Consider the following 15,810-nt stretch of genomic DNA (forward strand, 5'->3'; position numbering starts at 1 on the left):
TTTGTGACAGAAGAACTGATAAAAATACCGCTGCTCCCTCTTTCGCTGAAACAGGACGTGAGTAGCTCCCCAAATCCAAAATACCAAGCCCCAAATAACCCACCCATGAAATTAGCCCTCGAAGAAGCCCTGGCAACCGGCGACGCGCCCGCCCACGCCGACCCGCACGGAATCCGCACTGTTCTACGTGAGCTGGGCGTAAAAGCCAATAACCCAGCCTATAGCACTGGCCTGAACTGGGGTGGCGCCGAGAACAGTAACACCCGCACCATCACCTCGCCCGCCGACGGTAAAGTTATTGCCACAGTAGCCATGGCCACCGCCGAGGACTATGAACAGGTAGTACGCACAGCCCAGGCAGCTTTCCTTACCTGGCGCACCATGCCGGCTCCCAAGCGCGGCGAGATTGTGCGTCAGATTGGCAACAAGTTGCGCGAGTTTAAGGAGCCCCTGGGTAAGCTGGTGAGCTACGAAATGGGCAAAATCATGCAGGAAGGCCTGGGCGAAGTGCAGGAGATGATTGACATCTGCGACTTTGCCGTGGGCCTCTCGCGTCAGCTCTACGGCTTTACCATGCACTCGGAGCGCCCGGCGCACCGCATGTACGAGCAGTACCACCCACTGGGCTTGGTGGCCACTATTTCGGCCTTCAACTTCCCGGTGGCCGTGTGGAGCTGGAATGCCATGCTGGCCGCCGTGTGCGGCGACGTGAACATCTGGAAGCCTTCCGAGAAAACGCCGCTTGTAGCGGTGGCCGTGCAAAACATCATTCAGGATGTGCTGCGCGAAAACGAACTGCCCGAAGGCATCTTCAACCTCATCATTGGTGATGCCGAAATAGGCGCTAAGATGGCCGCCGACACGCGCATTCCGCTGGTTTCGGCTACGGGCTCTACCCGTATGGGCAAGAAGGTAGGCGAGGTAGTAGGCGGCCGCCTGGGTCGCGCACTGCTGGAACTGGGCGGCAACAACGCTATTATCCTCACCCAGCACGCCGACCTGGATATGGCCATGCGCGCCGTGGTATTCGGGGCGGTGGGTACTGCCGGGCAACGTTGCACCACCACGCGCCGCCTCATCATTCACGAGTCCATTTTTGAGGATGTGAAGGCCCGCTTGCTGAAAATCTACCCCAACCTGCCCATCGGCAACCCGCTGCAGGAAGGCACGCTGGTTGGTCCGCTGATTGATGAGCAGGCGGTGCATATGTTTACCAAAGCCTTGCAGGAAGTGCAGGCCGAAGGTGGTAAGCTGCTGATTGGCGGTGAAGTATTGAAAGGAGAAGCCTATGCCAGTGGTACCTATGTAACACCCGCCATTGTAGAAGCCGAAAATCACTACCACACAGTACAGGAAGAAACCTTTGCCCCCATTCTGTACCTGATAAAGTACAGCGGCAGTGTGGAAGCCGCTATTGAGCTGCAAAATGGCGTGAAGCAAGGCCTGTCGTCGAGCATTTTCTCTCTGAACATGCGCGAAACGGAGACTTTCCTTTCCTACGCTGGTTCCGACTGCGGTATTGCCAACGTAAACATCGGCACCTCCGGGGCTGAAATTGGTGGGGCTTTTGGTGGCGAAAAGGAAACCGGCGGCGGCCGTGAGTCCGGCTCCGATGCCTGGCGCGTGTACATGCGCCGCCAGACCAATACCATCAACTATTCTACCCAGATGCCGCTGGCACAGGGTATTACGTTTGATGTGTAAGCGGTAAGCGCTACTTAAAAATGGTTTCAAACAGCCCGCCTCCTTTGAGAGGCGGGCTGTTGGTGTATACCGCGGGACCAAAATTTACTGGGAGCTGGGGAGCAAAGCTGGCCCTTCACACTACTTTAGGAAGTTGGTGCAACCTCTTCTTTTTCAGATTGTCTTTCTCATGCTTACCCGTCAGAGCTAGTAGCTTAGCTTAGAAAGTCGGATATTTACCGGTTACCGATTTTTTACCTTTTGCCAACCCGCATACCGCATGGAAGCAGTAGCGTATACCGACATCAATGCCCCGCTCGTGGAGCGGTGCCGGCTGGGTGACCGTCGCGCCCAGGCCGAAATCTATAAACGGTACTCCCGCGCCATGTTTAATGCGTCGTTGCGCATTACGGGCGACTATGCGGAGGCGGAAGATGTGCTGCAGGAGGCCTTTCTGAGTGCTTTCCGCGAGCTGCACAGCTACAAGGGGGATTCTTCCTTCGGAAGCTGGCTGAAGCGCATTGTTATCAACAAATCCATCAACTGCCTGCGCAACCGCCGCCTGCAGCTGGTGCCGCTGGGTGAGCAGCATGACGGAATAAGCACTGATTACGCGGAAACCAGCGCGGAGCTGGAAGAAACCACTTGGCGGGCTGATGTCGTACGACGGTGCGTGCAGGAGCTGCCCGATGGTTACCGCGTGGTGTTGTCGTTGTACCTGCTGGAGGGATACGACCACGCCGAAATTGCCTCCATTCTCAATATCACTGAATCTACATCCAAGTCGCAATACAGCCGGGCCCGCAAAAAATTGCTGGAGCTGGCCCGCAACCACGGAATGTAAAAGAGTCGGCTGCCGTTTTGCCGAGGCACCCGCTCTCCGGATGATTGATCCGGATCAACTCGGCGAAGGGACGAACTGTGCGTATAACCACCTGTATGAATAAGAAACCCACCGGACTTGAGGAATTCGTCGACCGCCACCGCGCGGATTTCGACGCCTTTGAGCCCCGCCCGGACCTGTGGGACAGCATCGAAGAAGAACTTGATGCGCCTGCTGGTACGGTAGAGCAACCTACATTACGTTTGATACCGGCTCCGGAAGAGCCTGCTTCCATAGTGCCTATGGCTTGGCATCGGGGCTCGGGCCGCTACGGCCTGGCCGCTGTGCTGGTGCTTTTAGTACTGGCTGGCGTGGGCTACAGCTCCCGCTTTGGCACTTCTGCCGCTTCCATTCCCTGGAAGAAGGCTACTCTGGGACAGTGGGCTATGAAAGACCAACTTAGCCAACCGGCCTCCGAGCAGCAAGCCTTGCATCTGTACACGGGCCGCAGCCCGGTGGCCATGACCACGGCAGCCGTCGACTCGCCCCGCCAGGACATTGCCCGGGTAGTGCAGCGGATGGAGTCTTACTATGCCTCTCAGATTATTGAGCGGCAAAGTGAGCTGGTGCAGCTGGAAAAGCAGACGAATACCGCCGCGCCCGCCGAGTGGCACCGCGAGCTGGCCAGCCTGGACTCCACCTATCATGAGCTGAAAGTGGAGCTTACCCGTAATCCTGACCCTAACATGGTGCTGGACGCCATGAATCGGAATCTGCAGATCCGCCTGGATATTCTCAACCAGCAACTGCGTATGCGCGAGCAAATGAACGATTACCACGACGCGCCGACACTTTACGCTGATAACCGATGAACTCCGCTTCTATCTGGACTCGCCACTGGCATCGGGCCCTATTGCTGGCCTGCCTGCTTCCGCTGGCTGCCCCCGGGCAGGCGCAGGGAGGGGCATACAAGCTGCTGACGAAGTCTTCCACCGTTTATTACAAGCAACCATCGGAGCCTGGCTCTATGGGCAATCAGCCCCAAACCGGGCAGGCCGATCCTACGCAGCCGGGCGTGCAAATCGGCTGCCCCGATCAGGCAGAGCAAACCTCTGGCCAGGGGCCGCAGCAAACAGAAAGCATAGGTCCGGTAGTAGAAAAAAACCGCAAGCTGAGCCGCACCTTTGTGGCTCCTATTACCCGGCCTTACGTGCTGAATACCCGCTACGGCCGGGTACAGATTAATGTGTGGTCGCGCAAGGAAGTACGTACCGATGTGGACATTACTACGCGGGCAGAATCGGATGAGAAAGCCCAGCAGCTGCTGGAAATGATTCAGGTGTCGTTGAAAAACAACGACCCGGAGGCCAATGGCGGCATCAGCGCTACTACTACGTTTGGCACCATGCCCCGCGAGTGCTGGAGCAAGCACCGCCTTTACGAAGTGAACTACACGGTCTGGCTGCCCAAAAATCAGGCGCTGAAGGTGATGAACACTTTTGGTGACATCAGCATTACCGGCGACCTGACGGGGCCGAGCCTGCTGGCCGTAGAATATGGCACCCTGCGCACCGGCCGGCTAGAAGGTGAAGACAATGCAGTGCGTGTGAAGAACGGCTCCGCCTCTGTGGAGTACGCCCGTAAAGCATTGTTTGATGCCAGCTACGCCAAGCTGCGCCTGGATGGTGGCAATATCGTGGAGTTGCGCAACAACTACTCCGACATTGATATCGGAACGGTGCAGAACCTGACGATTCACAGCAAATACGGCGACGTAGCGCTGGGTACCGTGAAAAATCTGGAAGGCACCTCCGGCTTCAGCAAGTTCAGCATTGATAAAGTAAGTGAGCGGCTGGATATGACGGTGCAGCATTGCCCCACCTTTGAGGTGCGCAATACCAGCCCCAACTTCCGCCAGATTAACCTGGACGGTGGCTACAGCACTATCCTGCTCAACTTCCCCGATGGCACCGGTTTCAACTTTGATGTGAATACCCAGAATGGCAAGCTGCTGGTGGATAAGCGTATGGTAACGGTGCGCTCAGAAGAGTCCAGCCCGGCTTCCAGTGATATGCAGGGGCAGTTTGGCCGGTCGTCGTTGCGGCCTACCGGCAACGTAAACATCAAGACCAAGTACACCAACGTGAGCTTCAATAAATAAGCTGCTTATTTTGGGAGCAATAAAAAAGCCGGTTTAGCCGGCTTTTTTATTGCTCTTTCGCCCGGTGCCCAAGCCGCCTGCTTACCTTTGAACGGTATGCATTTCTGGATTTCTATGCGGGCTCTTTTTATATTGATGCTACTGCTGGTGGGTGGGCAGGCTGCCTGGGCTCAAACGGCTACTTCTGCTTCTCCCATGTCTGTTTCCACAGCCCAGCCTTCTTCTATACGTACCTACGCCCTGCGCCTGCGCCCGGGCGACGACCTACGCCAGCAGCTATTGGCGTTTGTAGCGCAGCACCAGCTGAAAGCGGCTACGGTGCTTACCTGCGTGGGCAGCCTCACTACAGCTACGCTGCGGCTGGCCAATCAATCGGGGCCAACGGTATACCAGGGACATTTTGAGATTGTGTCATTGGTGGGCACGCTGTCGGTAAACGGCAGCCACCTGCATCTGGCGTTTGCCGATTCTACCGGCCGCACCCTGGGCGGGCACCTGCTGGATGGCAACCGCATTTACACCACCGCAGAGCTGGTGCTGGGCGTGCTGGATGAGGTAGATTTCCGGCGCGAAACGGACCCGGTATCTACTTATCAGGAATTGGTGGTGTATCCGGCAAAGCCTGCCGGAAAAAAGGTCACATCGCCAAAAAAATAAAAGCCGCCCGGCGGATAAACTTCACGTGGGCCGGCGTTATTATCGTGTGAATAGGGCAGGGGCAGCTTGGCACCCGGGTTCCTAGGTACTACTCTATGGTTGGAAGGATCATGAATACATTTCGTTATCGATATCTGCTGGCGTTACTGCTAAGCGTTTTCCATCTGAGCGCGCAGGCCCAGCAACCTACGCAGCTCCTGGCACAGGCCCTGCAGCAGTACCCCGGCGAAAAAGCCGTGTACCTGGACTACCGCCAGGACCTGACCGTGGAAATTTTGGGCGACTCGGTGCAGGTGCTGGCCCGCCACCACTACGATATGCTGCACCTGGAAGCCCAGACTGCCATGTATGCGGATGACCGGGTGTATAGCTCCTTGTTTAACCGCCTGCAGAAAGTGGAGGCCCGCACCCTGGTGCCCAACGGCCGCGACTACCGCACCGTGAAAGTGACAGACTTTAAATCGAAGTTTGAAACCCAGCCCGGTATTTTCTACGACGACACCCGTGTGACTACCTTCAGCTTCCCGGTGGTGACGCCCGGCGCACGCACCGTGACGGACTACACCGTGCGCCACCCCGATTCGCGCTTTCTGCAGCCTTTCTTCTTTAGCTCCTACGTGCCTGTGCGCCATGCCGAGCTGACCATTACGGCCCCCGCCGGCGTGAAAGTGGAAGGCAAGCTCTTCAATACCGACCAGGTAAAGGTGCAGTTTAGCAAGCAGCAAAAAGGCAATACGGTGGTCTACCGATGGGCAGCCGACAACCTGCCCACGCCCCCACGCGACGATGACGGGCCGGAAGGCAGCTACTACCGCCCACACCTGATGTACTACATTGAGGAAGCCCCGGTGGCCGGACAGCAGCGCAAGCTGCTCTCCGGCGTGCCGGAGCTATTCTCGCTCTACACCAGCTTCATCACTCGCATCGACCGGAAGAATAACCCCGCCCTCAAGCACACCGTGGACTCCTTGGTAGTGGGCGCCAAAACGGAGGAGGAGCGGGTGCGCCGCATTTTCTACTGGGTGCAGGATAACGTGCGCTACATAGCCTTCGAAAACGGCCTGCGCGGGTTTATTCCCCACGATGCCGGCCTGGTATACGGCCGCCGCTATGGCGACTGCAAGGACATGGCCAACCTGACCCACGACATGCTGCAGCTGGCGGGCATCAAATCCTACCTCACCTGGATTGGCACCCGCGACCTGCCCTACCGCTACTCCGAGGTGGCCACGCCCGGCGTGGATAACCACATGATTACGACCTACGAGGCCAAGCCCGGGCAGTACGTTTTCCTGGATGCCACCAGCCAGCACACGCCGTTTGGGATGCCTTCTTCCATGATTCAGGGCAAAGAGGCGTTGATGTCAATTGATGGGAAAACCTCCAAAGTGGTCAGTGTGCCGGTTATTCCAAAGGAGCAAAACAGCATAGCCGATGTATCGACGCTGACGCTGGACGGGACGGGGCTGCGCGGCAAAGGGCAGCTGACGATGAGCGGCTACCCCAAAATTATGCAGTCCTACGCTTTGGATGGGCTGGATGAAACCAACGAGCCCAAGTACCTGAAAAAGCTGCTGGAGCGCGGTAACAACAAGTTTTTCGTGGACCGCTACACCATTCGCAACCGAGAGGAGCGCGACAAGCCCCTGGCCATCGACTACGAATACCACGTGCAGGACTACGTGCAGAAGCTGGACGGTGAAATCTACGTAAACCTGAACCTGGAGCAGCCCTACGCCAACGACCGGATAGACCCGGCCAAGCGCCGGCTGCCCCGCTACAACGAGTTCAACCACACCACCCATTCCCGCACCGAGTTGGAAATTCCGGCCGGCTACGAGGTGGAATATCTGCCGGCCAATGCCTCCGTGCAGGATCCTGTGCTGGGCTTCACCATCCGCTACGAGCGCAGCGGGAATAAGATTGTGCAGGACAAGGAAGTATACATAAACTACCTGCTGCTACAGCCCACGCAGTTTGCCCAGTGGAATGCCGTGGTGGATAAGCTGACAACTGCCTACCGGGACGTGGTCATCTTAAAGCGAAAAAAAGCCTGATATTCCGCCCTTATACTGCGGGCGTGCTGCCTGTAGCGCCCTTCTTACCTCCGTTATATGCCTTCTGTTTTCCGGATGCGGCTGCTTACCGTGCTGCTGTTATTGCTGACCTGCACCACGGCAGTATTCGCGCAGTCAGCGGCCACGGCCGTGCCCTCTTCCCTGCGCTATGCTACCTATAACTGGGAGGCGCGCCGCGGCCGGCTGCCCATTTCTGCGGCCGACGCGCAATTGCCCGCCATCATCCTGCGCCAGCTTATTGCCCACGAGTATGCCTACGATGCGAGTCACGAGAAGCTGGAGCTGTATACCACCGACCACCGCATTATCCGGGTAAACTCGGCCGATGCCATTGAGCAGTTCAACAAAATCTACATTCCCATTCAGGATGGGGGCCAGCTGCTTTCCCTGAAGGCGCGCACCATCAGCCCCCGTGGCGAGATAGTGGAGGTAGACCAAAGCAGCATCAAAGAACTGCAGGACGATGAGCGGCGCTTCAAGATTTTTGCCCTGGAAGGCGTGCAGAAAGGCAGCGAAATTGAATACCTCTACACCCGCGCCCGTCCCTTCAACTTCTACGGGCGGGATTATCTGCAATCCGATATCCCGGCCCGCAACGTTACGTTTGAGCTCATTTCGCCGGAAACGCTGGTGTTTGATACCCGCGTGTACCACGGCCCCAAGCCCGCCCCCGATACCCTGGTGGATGGCAAGCACCTGATCCGGCTGCAGCTGGATAAAGTAGCGCCGGTGCGCGAAGAGGCATTTGCCAACGTGCAGGCCGAGCAGATGCGCATTGAGTACAAGCTGGCTTATAACAAGACCCGCGGCGAGGAGCGCCTGTTTACCTGGGACGATGCCAGTCAGTATCTGCACAGCAATATTTACGCTCTTACCAAAGAGGAAGGTAAAGCCGTGGATAAGCTCATGAAACAGCTCAAAGTTTCGGCCAGCGCCAAGCCCGAGGCTAAAATCCAGTCCGTAGAGCAGTATATCAAAAGCAACTTCAACCTGGACCCGGCCGCTGAGGGCGACCTGGTGAAGGTAATTGCCACGCGCAATGCCCCGGAAAGTGCCTTCACCAAGCTCTTTGCTGTGGTGTTCCGGCGCCTGGGCCTGGAGCACGAGCTGGTGCTGACCACCGGTCGCGAGGAGGCGCCTTTCGACGAAACCTTCGATACCTGGAATTACCTCGACCACAGCCTGATTTACTTTCCCGGCACCAAGCAGTTTATGGCGCCCACCCGGCCCGATTACCGCTATGGTATGGTACCCGCCGAATGGACGGCTAACAAAGGTCTTTTCATTCGCACGGTGAAGGAAGGCAAAGCCGAAAGAGGGACAGGCAAAGTGCGCGACATCCCCACGCTCACGGCCGCCCAAAGCCCCAATGACCTCGACATTACCGTGCGCTTCTCCCCGGAAATGGACAAAGCCACTGTGGACATGCGTCAGAGCTTTGGCGGGTATAATGCCCAGGCCATTCAACCCTTCTACTCTTTCATTCCGGAAGATAAGCGCACAGAAGCCATGCAGGAGCTGGTGAAGTCTAATGTGAAAGACGCTACCATCAAGAGCCTGAAGATTATCAATGGAGAGCAGGGGCTAAGCCCCTTAACGAAACCCTTTATTGTGGATGCCACGGTAGAATCGGTAGCGTTGCTGGACCGGGCGGGGCCGCGCTACCTGTTCCACATCGGGGAGCTTATTGGGCCGCAGTCGGAGCTGTATCAGACCACGGAGCGGCAGTTTGACGTGGAAAACGACTTCAACCGCAGCTATCACCGCGTCATTAGGTTTGAACTGCCCGCCGGCTACCAGGTGCGCAACGCCCAGGATCTGAACCTGAACGTGCAGGCCGGCCCCGATGCCAAGGCACCCGTGTACTACTTCCGCTCCAGCTCGGAGCAAAAAGGCCAGCTGGTCACCGTCACCATAGACGAAGTTTACAACCAGATTCGCTGGCCCAAGAAGGATTTTGAGGCTTACCGCAGCGTCATTAACGCTGCCGCCAACTTCAATAAAGTAGTATTAGTGCTCGAGAAAAAGTAAACCGCTGGCACTTAATAAGCAGTTGACTATGTCCTGCCCGCCTTTCTTTCCTGGAAGCGAAAAGCCGGGGTGCCATGTTCAGCCTGATGTTGTTATCTTGCCGAAGCGTAGGCTTGGCCACCCCCTCCATGCGGAGCCTGCGGCATCTTTTGACCCCTTTTCTCGCTCCCACCCGCGACCCACAGCCTCCACTCTCCAACCTGTCTTCGATGGATAAGGCCGCGGCATTTTGCCAAACAATTTCCAACCCCGTGAAGCTGCGCCTGTTTATGCTGCGCAGCCTGCCTATGGCCTATCTGGCCGGGCTGCGCGTGGCCAGCATCACGCCGGAGCATGCTACCGTCACGGTACCGTTCAAGTACCTTACTAAAAATCCATTTCGCAGCATCTACTTCGCCTGCCTGAGCATGGCGGCTGAAATGGCTAGCGGTGTACTGGCTATGATGCACATTCAGGGAGCGGGCGTTCCGGTTTCGATGCTGGTGGTGAGCATGCAGGCCGACTTCACCAAAAAAGCGGTGGGACTAATTGCCTTCACCAGCACCGATGGGCATGAAATAGAGGAGGCCATTGCCGAAAGCCGGGCCACCGGCGAAGGCCGCGCCGTGCTCTGCACCAGCACCGGTGTAGATGCCCAGGGCGACGTGGTAGCCACGTTTCGCATCACATGGTCGTTCCGGGCGAAAAAAAATCGGCCCGAAGCTCAGCAGTAGTACCCCGGCTTTTCCCGACCTTGCGGTTCCGTCAGAAGAGCAGCCATAGGCCACAGCCGGCAAACTCACTGAAGAACAACATGCCGGAACCCGCACACATACAGGGGTAGCAGACTGCTCCTTCCCAGAATCATCCCGCACAGCACGCGCCATGAGTAATAGATTGTATTCGGTCATTACGGCCACGGGCAGTTACCTGCCCACCCGCGTTATTACCAACGAGCATTTTGTGTCTACGGCGTTTTTTGATGCCGGCGGCAACCGGCTGGATAAACCCGGCCAGGAAATAGCCGAGAAGTTTGAGCAGATTACCGAAATTCGGGAGCGGCGCTACGTTACCGACGACCTGTGCACTTCCGATATTGGCTTCTTTGCCGCGCAGGCCGCGCTGGCTTCGTCTGCTATCGATCAGGAAGAGCTAGACTACATCATTGTAGCGCACAACTTCGGCAACGTATCGGCCACCAATAAGCGCACGGATATGGTGCCCAGCCTGGCCGCCCGCATCAAGGCTAAGCTAGGCATCAAAAACCCATATACCGTAGCTTACGACCTACCGTTTGGCTGCCCAGGCTGGCTGCAGGGCATGATTCAGGCCGATTATTTCCTGCGCTCCGGCGATGCTAAAAAGGTACTGGTAATAGGGGCGGAGGTTCTCTCACGGGTATCGGACCCCCACGACCGGGACAGCATGCTCTACGCCGATGGCGCCGGCGCTGTGCTGCTGGAAGCCCGGGAAAGCGAGACGCCAGTGGGCATCATTAAACACGGCACCCGCTCCGATACCGACCAGTTTGCGCACCTGCTGCGCATGGGCACATCCTACAACCCGGAGTACACCGCCCAGGATTTGTTCCTGAAGATGGACGGGCGTAAGCTCTATGAATACGCCCTGAAAACCGTGCCCCAGGCCATTAAAGCCTGTCTGGAAAAAGCCGGCGTACCAATAGAAGCGGTCAGCAAAGTCCTGATTCATCAGGCCAACGGCAAAATGGACGATGCTATTCTGAAGCGGCTCTATGCACTCTATAACATTCAGGAGCCACCCGTGGGGGTAATGCCTATGACGGTTTCCTGGCTGGGCAACTCGTCGGTAGCTACCCTACCTACCTTGCTGGACCTGATGCTGAAAGGCGAACTGGAAGATCAGACCATTGAACCCGGAAGCGTTATTGTATTCGCCTCCGTAGGGGCGGGTATGAACATTAATGCCGTAGTATATCAGGTTCCGGAAGAAGCTTAAACAAGAACAGACCCTAAAACCCGAGGCCCTACCTGAAGAATCAGGTAGGGCCTCGGGTTTTAGGGTCTGTTCTTGTTAGTGAACAAATTTCTAAAGAGGAGGATCGATGGCTATTAGCGCAAAGTAGAACGGCCCAGCTTACTTGGCCAGTCAAGCATACCGCCCGCCAGGTTAAAAACCTGCGAAAAGCCGGCAATGCCCAGTTCCTTGGCTGCTTTAGCCGAGCGCGCACCACTACGGCAGTACACATAAGCCGGGCGCTTGCTATCCAGAGTGGCTACACGCTGAGCAAAACCAGGGTCAGAAATGTCCATGTTCACTGCACCGGGCAGGTGGCCCTGGGCAAACTCCTCGGGACGGCGCACATCAAGTAATAATGCACCGGTGAGGCGCATGCCCGCGCCAAACTGCGCAGAAGATAGGTTTTGGTACACAGAAGGAGCAGCGGATTTCAAGATGCCGAACATGGATAAAAGAAAAAGAATGAAAAAGAATTATTCTAAGACTGTCGAAAAACAGCCGGATAGAGGCCTGATGATGTACAAACTGTTACGGTTTGCTTATAACTAGTAATCGAAGTAGGTTCTATTATTTTCTAAAAAGTATATACGGCTAATCTGTTAAGAGAGGGCAACCATACTTTGTAAGCAGAGGATTGTACCGATGCTGGGTTGCCTCAGGGTAACTTCGCAATCTTAACTAAGCGCAGAGGATAAATTTATAAGTAGTTTTTTACCAGGTGCCTACAAAGGTAACTGCTTTCCAACGGGTATGGGTTCTGTTTAATTCCCTGACACTCAATTGCTGTCAGAACTAACCCCTTAAGAGCTAAATTATTCCAGCTATTGGAGGTACCTGTAGGAGAGGAGCCATATTACTCTCCTAGATTTTCCTTGGTAATAACATCTACCAAGCCATCCTCGCTGACCACCACGGCCAGGCACGGGTAAGGGCTGCTTTCCACGTAGCGAATGGCCGAGTTGTAGCGGGCGCCCCGGGTACTGGTGCCGCGCCCGGTAGCTTTGCCATCCAGAATAACGCCAATAGAGTAGCAGTATCCGTCGGGGTCAAGGAGAACCGCGCCGTCGATGGCGGTGATAAGGCGGGTAATAAGCGGGGTAAGCGGCACGGGCTCAATGAGGGTGCATTGCAGCTTAAGCCGGTCGGCCTCGGCCAGTGCCTCCGTGGTGATGACTAATAGAGTGCCGTGTTTCTGCCGGCTGGCTTCCATCATAACATCCCAGAGACGCTCTATTTTGGCAGAATCGGTAAGGCCGAAGGTATGCCGCAGCTCGCGGCGGAAATGGGTGCGGTTAAGGCGCGTACGAGGCAGGGTGGGCGTGCCATAGTTGGCGCGCATCAGCACCTGGCCATCGTGCTGAAACTCCCAGATATAGTGCTTCACGAAGTTGATGACAAACAAGTCTTCGCGGGCAGGGTCGTAGTTGCCCACCAGGCGGCCCAGTGCGTACACATTTTCGCCATCGGCCAGCAGGCTTACATCGGCCGTAGCCATTTCCAGCAGCTTGCGCACGGCGCGATAGTCGGTGAGCGGGGTAGGGCAGGTGAGGGCAAATACCTCCTCCAGATTGGGGTGGCGCCGGCGGGCCAGCAGCAGCTTCCCTACCCCTTCGGCCCCCTCGTAGCGCAGGGAGGAAATGGTAGTGCAGGTGGCAAACAGCTTGGCCAAAGTAGGGTCCAGATCCAGGTCCTGGGCCGGCGTATCCATAAAAAGGCGGCCAGCAGCGCGAATCAGCTCGTCGGTGTCGCGGGGGCGCATGAACAGGCTCAGGCCGGCTTCGGGCTCGTTCAGCGCTTTCCAGCACTCTTCATGAAAGCGGATAACAACAGCCTGAATTAGCGAAGTAGCCAGGGGCCGTCCATCGGTGTAGTACCGCTCGGGCTTCAGCGCGGCATAGCGGCGCGTTACTTTGGCATTTAGCTGCAGTACCGTAAGCACAAAATGATTGTGGACCAGCACGGGCATGCCCACAAAGCTGACCCGCTTGTGGCTGGCGGGGTCGGCATCAAATACCTCCTGCACGGCCCGGCGCAGGGATACGCCTTCCTGCCGCCACTGCTCATACCATTCTGATACCACCTCATAGCCCCGGAAAGGCCAGGGCTCTTCCTGCTGCAAAGCCAGTCCGCGCTGCCGCACTCCTAAAAACCGCTCCCGGTCGGGCAGGGCATTTGCGGGCTCCAGGCACACGTTAGGGTCCGAGCCCAGGGTTTGGGTAGCAGGAATACCCAGCAGGAGTACTGTAGGGTTTAGCTCCTCATCCAGAGCATCAAATACGCTCTGGGCACTTTGCTGCGCCCCCTGCCGAAACCGGGCCTGATGTGGCCACATAGCCAGCGGGCCGACAACCGGCTCGGGGGCAATAGGCTGTACGGGCGGGGCACTCAGTAAGGGAAGCGGAGCAAGCATGGAAACAAAAATAGAAAACAGAAATGTCTATAGCTGGAATACAACCGGCAACACCATCTTTTGCTTTATGGGCTGGCCTTTATAGCTGGCCGGTGCCCATTTGGGCGCCGCTTTCAGCAGGCGGATGGCTTCTTCATCACAGCCGGAACCAATGCGCTTCACGGGCTTGATATCCGTAAGGGTGCCATCTTTCTGCACAATAAACTCCATAATCACGCGGCCTTCCACTTTGCGCTGCCTGGCCAGGGACGGGTACTTCTGATTCTGCTGAATCCAGGCAAAAAAAGCTTCTGTGCCGCCTACCGGGCGGGCAGGCTGGTCGGGGGCAATAACGGTGGGCGTGCTGGTTTCGGCTGGCACGGACGCTGGGGCGGCCGCTGCTGAGGTAGTTGGCACCGCCGGGGTAGTAGCTGCCGGTGCGGCGGCACTACCGGCATCGGCCGGAATCTGGAACGTAATAGGAATGCTCATGCGCTGCCGCACTTTGGCCCCTTTATGCATGGCCGGGGTCCATTTGGGGCCGCTTTGGATGGTGCGCACTGCCTCACGGTCCAGGTCGGCGTCGCCGGGCTGTATGGGGGCCACCTCGGTCAGGTCACCGGATTTCTCTACTACAAAGGAAACCGTAACGGTGCCTTGCACCCCGCGTTGCAGGGCCGCCGTGGGATAGTTCTGGTGGTCGGCCAGGTACTGGCCATAGGCCTCCAGGCCGCCTACCGGAATGGCAGGCTTCTCTACCGCATCATATACTTTATCTTTCTCCGGCTTCGGGTATTTCAGCTTTTTCTGAGCGTAAGCAGGAGCCAGGCTAACGGTGATTAGGCTGAAGAGCAGGACCAAACGGGAAACGAAACGCATCATAGCAACATGTGAGATAAAGGAAAACCCGGGCGTGCCGGCCATGCATCCTCAACGGTACAAGCCGCCCTGTGGGTTCAGGATATATGCAAAGAGTCGAATTTCAATAGATTTGACCTTATGAAAGCCGATGAAACTTCCAGCGTACATAATTCCAGCCGCGCCCCCGAGCCCGTGGGCCTGTATCCACATGCCCGCCGGGCCGGCAATCTGCTGTTTCTTTCCGGCGTAGGGCCGCGGCAGCGCGGCCAGAAAAACGTGCCCGGCGTAGAGCTGGCCTCAGATGGCTCCATCCTCCGCTATGATTTTGAAAGCCAGTGCCACGCCGTGTTCCAGAATGTTCGCTATATTCTGGAGGAGGCCGGCGCCCGCTGGGAAGACTTGGTGGATGTAACCGTGTTCCTGACCAATATGAAGGATGACTTTGCGACCTATAACCGGCTCTATGCCGAGTATTTTGCCTCCAGCCAGCCCTGCCGCACCACCGTCGAAATCAACTGCCTGCCCACGCCCATTGCCATTGAGCTGAAGTGTATTGCGATAGTGCCATAAAGCTTAATTTTTAAGTTGATTCCGCCATGGCTACGCCTGATTCTGATAAAGCGTCCATCGTCAAGCACTATTCCAACGGCACCGTAACGGTGGTATGGCAGCCGGCGCTGTGCATTCACTCGCGGCATTGCGTGCGAGGCCTGCCCGGCGTGTTTGACTTTGAGCGCCGCCCCTGGATTGACCCCACCGCCGCGGCCAGCCCGGAAATTATGCGGCAGATAGAGCAGTGCCCATCAGGGGCGCTGAGCTATTTCTTGGACCATGAAGCCCCCGCCGTGCCCGACGACCAGAAAACTACCGCCGCCGAAGCCGTACCCATTGCCACTATTCGGGTAGAGGTAAGTCCGGGCGGCCCTTTGCTCATCAGTGGCCCGGTTGTGGTGCGCACCCCCGATGGTTTGGAGCATAGCCACCCGCGCACATCCCTTTGCCGCTGCGGCCAATCAAAAAATAAGCCTTACTGCGACGGCACGCACCGCGACCTGCCGCCCGGCTGGGACCAGGCGGGCGCAAATCCGGCGTAGTCCGGCTCGGTCGCCGCGTTGGAGCCCGTACCTTCACGGTTCCTGAAAATTCTACT

At 57.0% G+C, this 15,810-nt stretch carries 14 protein-coding genes; 11 read left to right on the forward strand and 3 right to left on the reverse strand.

What is annotated here, in order from left to right; genetic code table 11:
* Window positions 1-105: 105 nt before the first annotated feature.
* The 9 genes from amaB to Q4G72_RS04950 all read left to right on the forward strand — a co-directional run bounded on the left by amaB (window position 106) and on the right by Q4G72_RS04950 (window position 11,389).
* The gene (gene amaB / locus Q4G72_RS04910; RefSeq protein WP_303310289.1) at window positions 106-1,704 is read left to right on the forward strand and encodes an L-piperidine-6-carboxylate dehydrogenase; all 1,599 of its coding nucleotides are present in this window, start codon (window positions 106-108) and stop codon (window positions 1,702-1,704) included.
* 259 nt (window positions 1,705-1,963) lie between these two features.
* Window positions 1,964-2,527 (forward strand): RNA polymerase sigma factor, encoded by a 564-nt coding sequence (locus tag Q4G72_RS04915; protein WP_303310290.1) that lies wholly within the window; start codon window positions 1,964-1,966, stop codon window positions 2,525-2,527.
* A 95-nt stretch (window positions 2,528-2,622) separates the two neighbouring features.
* Complete coding sequence (locus Q4G72_RS04920) at window positions 2,623-3,378, forward strand: hypothetical protein (RefSeq protein WP_303310291.1); 756 nt, start codon at window positions 2,623-2,625, stop codon at window positions 3,376-3,378.
* Window positions 3,375-4,667: a DUF4097 family beta strand repeat-containing protein gene (locus tag Q4G72_RS04925; protein ID WP_303310292.1), complete on the forward strand. Its 1,293-nt coding sequence runs from the start codon at window positions 3,375-3,377 to the stop codon at window positions 4,665-4,667. The genes Q4G72_RS04920 and Q4G72_RS04925 overlap by 4 nt, the downstream gene beginning before the upstream one ends.
* A gap of 195 nt (window positions 4,668-4,862) precedes the next feature.
* Window positions 4,863-5,324: a PPC domain-containing DNA-binding protein gene (locus Q4G72_RS04930; protein WP_303310293.1), complete on the forward strand. Its 462-nt coding sequence runs from the start codon at window positions 4,863-4,865 to the stop codon at window positions 5,322-5,324.
* A gap of 110 nt (window positions 5,325-5,434) precedes the next feature.
* A complete protein-coding gene (locus Q4G72_RS04935) occupies window positions 5,435-7,381 on the forward strand; it encodes a DUF3857 domain-containing protein (protein WP_303310294.1) in 1,947 nt (648 codons plus the stop codon).
* Window positions 7,382-7,438: 57 nt separating this feature from the next.
* Window positions 7,439-9,433, forward strand: a complete 1,995-nt coding sequence (locus Q4G72_RS04940) for a DUF3857 domain-containing protein (protein WP_303310295.1) — start codon at window positions 7,439-7,441, stop codon at window positions 9,431-9,433.
* A 149-nt stretch (window positions 9,434-9,582) separates the two neighbouring features.
* Window positions 9,583-10,146 carry a PaaI family thioesterase gene (locus Q4G72_RS04945; RefSeq protein WP_303310296.1) on the forward strand — a complete coding sequence of 188 codons (564 nt, stop codon included), beginning with the start codon at window positions 9,583-9,585 and terminating at the stop codon, window positions 10,144-10,146.
* 151 nt (window positions 10,147-10,297) lie between these two features.
* Window positions 10,298-11,389 (forward strand): 3-oxoacyl-ACP synthase III family protein, encoded by a 1,092-nt coding sequence (locus tag Q4G72_RS04950; RefSeq protein WP_303310297.1) that lies wholly within the window; start codon window positions 10,298-10,300, stop codon window positions 11,387-11,389.
* Window positions 11,390-11,502: 113 nt separating this feature from the next.
* On the opposite strand, the gene Q4G72_RS04955 is transcribed toward Q4G72_RS04950, so the two are convergent.
* From Q4G72_RS04955 to Q4G72_RS04965, 3 genes are all read right to left on the reverse strand, one after another.
* On the reverse strand, window positions 11,503-11,856 hold the full coding sequence (locus Q4G72_RS04955) for a rhodanese-like domain-containing protein (RefSeq protein ID WP_303310298.1): 354 nt from the start codon (window positions 11,854-11,856) through the stop codon (window positions 11,503-11,505).
* A 407-nt stretch (window positions 11,857-12,263) separates the two neighbouring features.
* The gene (locus tag Q4G72_RS04960) at window positions 12,264-13,820 is read right to left on the reverse strand and encodes a DNA integrity scanning protein DisA nucleotide-binding domain protein (RefSeq protein WP_303310299.1); all 1,557 of its coding nucleotides are present in this window, start codon (window positions 13,818-13,820) and stop codon (window positions 12,264-12,266) included.
* 27 nt (window positions 13,821-13,847) lie between these two features.
* On the reverse strand, window positions 13,848-14,681 hold the full coding sequence (locus tag Q4G72_RS04965; protein WP_303310300.1) for an energy transducer TonB: 834 nt from the start codon (window positions 14,679-14,681) through the stop codon (window positions 13,848-13,850).
* 117 nt (window positions 14,682-14,798) lie between these two features.
* On the opposite strand from Q4G72_RS04965, the gene Q4G72_RS04970 reads away from it, so the two are divergent.
* Both Q4G72_RS04970 and Q4G72_RS04975 read left to right on the forward strand, forming a co-directional pair.
* A complete protein-coding gene (locus tag Q4G72_RS04970; RefSeq protein ID WP_303310301.1) occupies window positions 14,799-15,230 on the forward strand; it encodes a RidA family protein in 432 nt (143 codons plus the stop codon).
* 26 nt (window positions 15,231-15,256) lie between these two features.
* The gene (locus Q4G72_RS04975) at window positions 15,257-15,754 is read left to right on the forward strand and encodes a (4Fe-4S)-binding protein (protein WP_303310302.1); all 498 of its coding nucleotides are present in this window, start codon (window positions 15,257-15,259) and stop codon (window positions 15,752-15,754) included.
* Window positions 15,755-15,810: the final 56 nt, after the last annotated feature.

The organism is Hymenobacter sp. BT730 (assembly GCF_030542105.1).
In the GTDB taxonomy this organism is placed as follows: Bacteria; Bacteroidota; Bacteroidia; order Cytophagales; family Hymenobacteraceae; genus Hymenobacter.

What these genes read in the sequence shown, in the direction of transcription:
- amaB (WP_303310289.1), top strand. Translation starts at nt 106, where the DNA reads ATGAAATTAGCCCTCGAAGAAGCCCTGGCAACCGGCGACGCGCCCGCC.
- Q4G72_RS04915 (WP_303310290.1), top strand. Translation starts at nt 1,964, where the DNA reads ATGGAAGCAGTAGCGTATACCGACATCAATGCCCCGCTCGTGGAGCGG.
- Q4G72_RS04920 (WP_303310291.1), top strand. Translation starts at nt 2,623, where the DNA reads ATGAATAAGAAACCCACCGGACTTGAGGAATTCGTCGACCGCCACCGC.
- Q4G72_RS04925 (WP_303310292.1), top strand. Translation starts at nt 3,375, where the DNA reads ATGAACTCCGCTTCTATCTGGACTCGCCACTGGCATCGGGCCCTATTG.
- Q4G72_RS04930 (WP_303310293.1), top strand. Translation starts at nt 4,863, where the DNA reads ATGTCTGTTTCCACAGCCCAGCCTTCTTCTATACGTACCTACGCCCTG.
- Q4G72_RS04935 (WP_303310294.1), top strand. Translation starts at nt 5,435, where the DNA reads ATGAATACATTTCGTTATCGATATCTGCTGGCGTTACTGCTAAGCGTT.
- Q4G72_RS04940 (WP_303310295.1), top strand. Translation starts at nt 7,439, where the DNA reads ATGCCTTCTGTTTTCCGGATGCGGCTGCTTACCGTGCTGCTGTTATTG.
- Q4G72_RS04950 (WP_303310297.1), top strand. Translation starts at nt 10,298, where the DNA reads ATGAGTAATAGATTGTATTCGGTCATTACGGCCACGGGCAGTTACCTG.
- Q4G72_RS04955 (WP_303310298.1), bottom strand. Translation starts at nt 11,856, where the DNA reads ATGTTCGGCATCTTGAAATCCGCTGCTCCTTCTGTGTACCAAAACCTA.
- Q4G72_RS04960 (WP_303310299.1), bottom strand. Translation starts at nt 13,820, where the DNA reads ATGCTTGCTCCGCTTCCCTTACTGAGTGCCCCGCCCGTACAGCCTATT.
- Q4G72_RS04965 (WP_303310300.1), bottom strand. Translation starts at nt 14,681, where the DNA reads ATGATGCGTTTCGTTTCCCGTTTGGTCCTGCTCTTCAGCCTAATCACC.
- Q4G72_RS04970 (WP_303310301.1), top strand. Translation starts at nt 14,799, where the DNA reads ATGAAAGCCGATGAAACTTCCAGCGTACATAATTCCAGCCGCGCCCCC.
- Q4G72_RS04975 (WP_303310302.1), top strand. Translation starts at nt 15,257, where the DNA reads ATGGCTACGCCTGATTCTGATAAAGCGTCCATCGTCAAGCACTATTCC.